Origin of the sequence: Arachidicoccus sp. (assembly GCF_050436765.1) — a bacterium.
Classification (GTDB): Bacteria; Bacteroidota; Bacteroidia; order Chitinophagales; family Chitinophagaceae; genus Arachidicoccus.
Map to the genome: position 1 here is coordinate 1 of NZ_JBNQGD010000331.1, position 1,175 is coordinate 1,175.

Consider the following 1,175-nt stretch of genomic DNA (forward strand, 5'->3'; position numbering starts at 1 on the left):
GCAGCACATAAGCTAAATCCCCGAAGTCATCATAGATATACTGGGTGGTGACAAAAGTACCGGCTGCACCGCTCTGTACCTTTTTACAGACTACCTGTCCTTCTTTGTCTTTGAATTCGATGACCTGATGCCCGTTCTCATCGGTGGTAATGGTTTTATAGAGTTCTCCTGCTGCGTAGTAGCTCCTCGGGGACAGCCGCTCAATCGAACATTACAAAGGTTCTGATAAGCATTCGCGATTGCAAATCACGAATAGCTGGTTACACTATTTTTGAATATCAACTTCCCATTTAATTACTCCATTTTTTTCAGAACATACACCTATTGATCCCATTCCATAATTAAATGCTAAATTAAATTTTATATTTTTCTCTTTAATAAAATCTTTTAGTTCTTTAGAACTATCCACTATTTCTTGAAATAATTCTTTTATATGCTCTAGTTCTAACAATGCCTGTTTCTTAGTCAAATTTTCAAGATTTAAATATTGAGTCCATCCTGTTACGAAGAAAGTATTTTTATTTTCAAATCCTATACGTAAATTTCCAATAGCAAAGGATTGTTCCTCTTTTAGAAACTGTATTGCTATTTTTAATCTTCTATTATCTAACATCTACTATATTATTTATTTTTGATGAATTAAGTCAGATGAAATATTCTGGTTAAATAAAAACTCATTTCCTCCTCCTGCACCCATTCCAGGAAGGTTCCCTGTTGCTCTTCTTATCATAAATGGTTCTAAATCTTTTGCATTTATTCGAAGAATAGATGTAGGTAAAGGTCTATTAGCAGGAAAGGCCAATTCAATTTGCGCCTGTAACGGTGATAAGTTTCCTTTATTAGTGAGATAGAGAAAACCATCTGAACTATATTCAGTATTCATTCCAAACTTAAGGATATTTTGAGCAGATGACACTGAAGTATAATGATATAAATAAACCTCTCCTGCATTAAAGAATTTCCTAACGCTCAAATAACCATCATACCCAGCATCTAAAGTTAAAGCTAAATTTATTGTAGGACTTATGATTCTGTCCGAGAGCTTATTAAGTGATTCGGGATAAGTAATATGCCCCTTTTCTCTAGCCTCTTCCACCCATCCTGTTAAAATCTACCCAGCTTTGTGTATAGGCATCATATTCTGGAGTAGGACTAATTGTTGGGGGCGCCCTTAT

The 1,175-nt window shown here is 34.9% G+C and carries 2 protein-coding genes; both read right to left on the reverse strand.

Annotation, left to right across the window (positions count from 1 at the left end; all coding sequences use genetic code 11):
- Nucleotides 1–265: 265 nt before the first annotated feature.
- Nucleotides 266–613 carry a hypothetical protein gene (locus tag ACQR30_RS14210; protein WP_429736256.1) on the reverse strand — a complete coding sequence of 116 codons (348 nt, stop codon included), beginning with the start codon at nt 611–613 and terminating at the stop codon, nt 266–268.
- A 12-nt stretch (nt 614–625) separates the two neighbouring features.
- A complete protein-coding gene (locus tag ACQR30_RS14215; RefSeq protein ID WP_429736258.1) occupies nt 626–1,096 on the reverse strand; it encodes a hypothetical protein in 471 nt (156 codons plus the stop codon).
- Between the last annotated feature and the right edge of the window lie 79 nt (nt 1,097–1,175).